General features: G+C 70.3%; 4 protein-coding genes and 1 rRNA gene. 3 read left to right on the plus strand and 2 right to left on the minus strand.

Annotated features, from left to right (window positions below; all coding sequences use genetic code 11):
* Nucleotides 1–74 (plus strand): 5S ribosomal RNA (rrf, locus tag ACYQ78_RS31430); the annotation flags it as partial.
* 180 nt (nt 75–254) lie between these two features.
* Here rrf and ACYQ78_RS31435 read toward each other — a convergent pair.
* Nucleotides 255–2,024, minus strand: coding sequence for a hypothetical protein (locus tag ACYQ78_RS31435; protein WP_459804574.1), 1,770 nt, complete (start codon nt 2,022–2,024; stop codon nt 255–257).
* Between ACYQ78_RS31435 and ACYQ78_RS31440 the strand changes: the two genes are divergently transcribed.
* Nucleotides 1,917–3,017 (plus strand): hypothetical protein, encoded by a 1,101-nt coding sequence (locus ACYQ78_RS31440; RefSeq protein WP_459804575.1) that lies wholly within the window; start codon nt 1,917–1,919, stop codon nt 3,015–3,017. The two genes, ACYQ78_RS31435 and ACYQ78_RS31440, sit on opposite strands and share 108 nt — an antisense overlap.
* Here ACYQ78_RS31440 and ACYQ78_RS31445 read toward each other — a convergent pair whose 3' ends face one another.
* Nucleotides 3,018–3,944, minus strand: coding sequence for an MBL fold metallo-hydrolase (locus tag ACYQ78_RS31445; protein WP_459804576.1), 927 nt, complete (start codon nt 3,942–3,944; stop codon nt 3,018–3,020). It lies immediately after the preceding gene.
* Nucleotides 3,945–4,044: 100 nt separating this feature from the next.
* Here ACYQ78_RS31445 and ACYQ78_RS31450 point away from each other — a divergent pair, with 100 nt between their 5' ends.
* The gene (locus ACYQ78_RS31450; protein ID WP_459804577.1) at nt 4,045–4,434 is read left to right on the plus strand and encodes a single-stranded DNA-binding protein; all 390 of its coding nucleotides are present in this window, start codon (nt 4,045–4,047) and stop codon (nt 4,432–4,434) included.
* Nucleotides 4,435–4,676: the final 242 nt, after the last annotated feature.

The following is a 4,676-nucleotide window of genomic DNA, read 5'->3' on the forward strand; positions in this document are numbered from 1 at the left end:
ACCCGGAAGTTAAGCCCTCCAGCGCCGATGGTACTGCACCGGGGACGGTGTGGGAGAGTAGGACACCGCCGGACAATTTTCACACGAAAGCCCGACCAGAATTGGTCGGGCTTTCGTCGTTTCCGGGCAGGTCCGCATCACCAGCGAAGACTTGCTAGGCTGGCGTAGCCGGGCCACCCTGACGAACGGGTGGCCTTCGTCGCGTCAGAGGAATAACGCGACCCACAACAGTGCCCATACCGCGCACCCGCCTCTCAGGCTGAGACGTAGATCCGTACGCGGTGGAGCAACAGAGGATCAAAGTGAACAGAGAAGACGGGCGTGACGGCGCGGGCCGTGGCGATGAGAGCAACGACCGTCCGGCCGGTGGCCGGGACGGCGACAGGTATGGCCGAGGCGGTGACGGCCGCAGCGAAGGACGCGGCGGCGCCGGCGGCAGAGGTGGCCAGGTAGAGGGCCAGAACGACCGGGGCGCGCGCCCCTTCCGCGCGGACAGCCGAGGCGGCTACCGCGACCGCGACGAGTCCCGCAGCGGCGGCTTCGGCGGCCGATACGGCGTGCGCGACTCCCGCCCCCAGCGGCCGTCGGGTGACCGTGGTGACCGTCCCCAGCGACCTTTCGGTGACCGCGGCGACCGGCCGCAGCGTCCCTTCAACGATCGTGGCGACCGTCCCCAGCGGTCCTATGGCGACCGCGACGACCGCCCGCAGCGCCCGTCCGGCGACCGTGGCGACCGTCCCCAGCGCTCCTTCGGTGACCGTGGTGATCGGCCGCAGCGTCCCTTCAATGACCGTGGCGACCGGCCCGCGCGTCCGTATGGCGACCGTGGTGACCGTCCCCAGCGTCCCTACGGTGACCGGGGTGACCGTCCCCAGCGCTCCTTCAACGATCGTGGTGACCGGCCCCAGAGGCCGTTCAACGACCGGGGCGACCGTCCTCAGCGGTCTTTCGGTGACCGGGGTGACCGTCCCCAGCGTCCCTTCAACGACCGTGGCGATCGGCCGGCGCGTCCCTATGGTGATCGCGGTGACCGGCCTCAGAGGCCGTTCAATGACCGGGGTGACCGTCCTCAGCGCTCTTTCGGTGACCGCGGCGATCGGCCGCAGCGTCCCTTCAACGACCGTGGTGACCGGCCCCAGAGGCCGTTCAACGACCGTGGTGACCGCCCTCAGCGGTCCTACGGTGACCGCGACGATCGGCCTCAGCGGTCTTTCAACGACCGTGGCGACCGGCCCCAGCGGCCCTATGGTGACCGGGGTGACCGGCCGCAGCGTTCGTACGGCGACCGTGACGACCGTCGTGGTTTCCAGAACCGTGACGACCGTCCGCAGCGTCCGGCGGGCGACCGCGATGACCGGCCGCCGCGTTCCTACGGTGACCGGGGTGACCGTCCCCAGCGGTCCTTCCAGGATCGGGGCGACCGTCCCCAGCGTTCGTACGGCGATCGGGACGACCGGCAGTCGCGGCCGTTCCAGAACCGCGACGACCGGCCGCAGCGCTCCTACGGTGACCGCGACGACCGGCCTCAGCGGCCTTACCAGAACCGCGACGACCGGCCCCAGCGGTCCTTCCAGGACCGGGGCGACCGCCCTCAGCGGCCGTCCGGCGACCGTGGCGACAAGCCCGTCTATGGTGACCGGGATCGGTTCCGGGCGGGGGATCGCCCGCAGCGGCCGTACCAGAATCGGGATGACCGGCCCCAGCGGCCCTCCGGTGACCGCGGCGATCGGCCTCAGCGGTCCTTCGGCGACCGTGGTGACCGGCCGCAGCGTCCGTACAACGACCGGGGCGACCGGCCCCAGCGCTCGTTCGGCGACCGTGACCGGGATGACCGGCCGCAGCGGTCGTTCGGTGATGACCGGAGCGGTAGCCGTACACGCTATGGGCGTGAAGAGGAGCCGCGGCGCGAGAACGAGGTGCTGCCCGAGCTCGAGGCGGACATCACCGCGGACGAGCTCGACAAGGACGCCCGCTCGGAGCTGAAGTCGCTGCCGGGCGACCTCGCCGAGCTGGTGGCCCTGCACCTGGTGCAGGCGACGCGCGCCCTGGCGGCGGAAGACGTCGAGAAGGCCTACGAGCACGCCAAGGTCGCGCGGCGGTTCGCGGGACGCATCGGCGTCGTCCGGGAGGCGGTGGGCATCGCCGCCTACCACGCCGGACAGTACGCCGAGGCGCTCAGCGACCTGCGCGCCGCCCGGCGGATGACCGGGTCGGAGGCGTTCCTGCCGGTCATGGCCGACTGCGAGCGCGGCATGGGCCGGCCGGAGCGTGCGCTCGACCTGGTGAAGTCCAAGGAAGCGGAGAAGCTCGACCGGGCCGGCAAGATCGAACTGGCCATCGTCGAGTCGGGTGCCCGGCGCGACCTGGGCCAGCTCGACGCGGCCGTCGTGACCCTCCAGCGCCTGACCGAGCTGCGCGACCCGCAGCCGCGTGAGTGGTCGGCCCGCCTGGCCTTCGCCTACGCCGACGCCCTCGCGGCGGCCGGCCACGCGAGCGCCGCGACCGACTGGTTCGGCCGCGCCGCCTCGTTCGACGAGGACGGCGAGACCGACGCGGCCGAGCGCTACGCCGAGCTCACCGGAGCCCTGATCGAGGACCTCGAAGAGGACGACATCGACGACGAGGGCGCCATCGACGACCTGGGCGACGAGCCTGCGGCGAGTGCCGACGGCGCCGAGGACGACCTCGATGACGACGAGGACCTCGACGATGACGAGTCCGACGACGCCGTGGCTGCCCGTGCGGCCGACCCCACCGGTGTGGTCGTCGCTGGTCACACTTCCGACGACGAGTCCGCCGATGTCGCCTCGGATGAGGACGACTCGGACTTCGAAGATGACGACGACTTCGACGAGAAGCAGGCCCCTGCTCCCGCCCCTGCCCCGGCTCCGGCTCCGGCGAAGGCCGAGGTCGTGACCGAGAAGAAGGCGACCGAGGAGCCCGGTTTCGGCCCGGCGTTCATCGAGCCCAACTACGGCGACGTCCTCGACGGGCCGGAGGACAAGCCCGAAGCCTGATCAGGCCTCGGGACGGTCGAGCCAGTGCAGGATCCCTGCCAGGTTCGCGTCCGTGCCGCTGAGCATCTCGATGTGCTCAGCGGCCTGGTCGCCGGGGGTGGGCCGGGCATACCGGTCACGGGTGCGCTGGTCGACCATGGCCACGGCGTGGTCGAGGTCGAGCTGCTCGCCCTTGGCCTGCTTGGCCAGATCCACCCAGATCAGTAGTTCCTCGGCGGATCGCGCCAGAATCGATCCGACGTCGTCGACCGGGCCGTAGTGGCTGAAAAGCAGCCGCTGCGGCCCGAGCGCTTCGAAGAGGGCGATCGACGCCAACGCCGTGTCGAGGTCGAAATCCGGCGGCGGCGTCGACGGCCGGACATCACCGGTGTCGGGGATGTAGACCCCAGCCGCGTCCCCGACGTACAGATCCCCTGTCAGCGAATCGACCAGGCCGACGTGATGCTTGGCGTGCCCGGGGGAGTAGTGGCTGGTCAGCCGCCTCCCGTTGCCCAGATCGATCGCCCCGGTGTCGCCGAGCGCCCGGATCCGGGCCGCGTCGGTCGGCTTCAGCATGCCGAAAAGAGTGTCGAGCCGGTCACCCCAGACCATCCGGGCACTCGACATGAGCCGCGACGGATCGGCCAGATGCCGGGCCCCTTTCTCGTGTACGACGATCTCCGCCTCCGGGAACATGCCGGAGATGTCGCCCACTCCACCCGCATGGTCGAGATGGATGTGCGTCACGACGACCGTCGCGAGATCGGCCGGCCCGACCCCGAGTGACGCCAGCGCGTCCCGGACGACCGGTGCCGATGTCGACGTCCCCGTCTCCACCAGGCATGGCCGATCACCGAGGATCAGATATCCGGCGGTGATTCCGGCGTATCCGGCCAGCCTCGTGTCGATTTCGTACACGTCTCCGCCGAGCGGGGTCACGTTTTCCACAGCTCACCTCACAGCGAGAACGGGTTCTCACAGAACGTCATTCGATCAGCCGGTGCAGCAGCATAGTCACCGACAGTGGTGCCCGAGAGAAGGGGATCACATGTCAGTTGATCAAATGGTGAGCGTCCCCGCCCACCACAACGAGGTCGTCCTGGTCGGCCGCCTGTCCAAGGCCCCGGAGTCCCGCCTCCTGCCCAGCGGCGCCGAACTCACCCAGTGGCGGCTCGCCGTCCGCCGTCCCGTCCCGGAGAACGCCAAGGGCCGCGCCGACGCCATCGAGTGCGTCACCTACGACCCGACGATCCGCGACGCACTGACGGGCCTGACCGTCGATGACGTGATCGAGGTCCAGGGAGCGTTGCGGCGGCGCTGGTGGCGAGGCGGGAGCGCCTTCGAGGTCGAGGCGCTGTCGGTCCGCCTGGCCCATCGCGCGGCCGACGCGTCTGCGGAGGGGGATACCGAGAGTGATCCGGGGGATCCGCCGGGCTGAGGCTCGAACCCGGGCGCCTGTCGGCGGAGACCTGCAGACCTCAGGGGTGGCATTACCGGAGCGGGTGGGCGGCTCAGAACGGCTTGCGGTGAGGCACCCACCCCGTTCCATGGCACGGCTGAAGCGTCAGGGCGGATCGGCGAATGCCCGGCTGTTCCATGGCATGGCTGAAGCGTCAGGGCGGATCGGCGAATGCCCGGCTGTTCCATGGCATGGCTGAAGCGTCAGGGCGGATCGGCGAA

The organism is Herbidospora sp. RD11066, assembly GCF_054661255.1.

Coding starts and splice junctions, on each gene's coding strand:
- ACYQ78_RS31450 (WP_459804577.1), top strand. CDS start 4,045: ATGTCAGTTGATCAAATGGTGAGCGTCCCCGCCCACCACAACGAGGTC.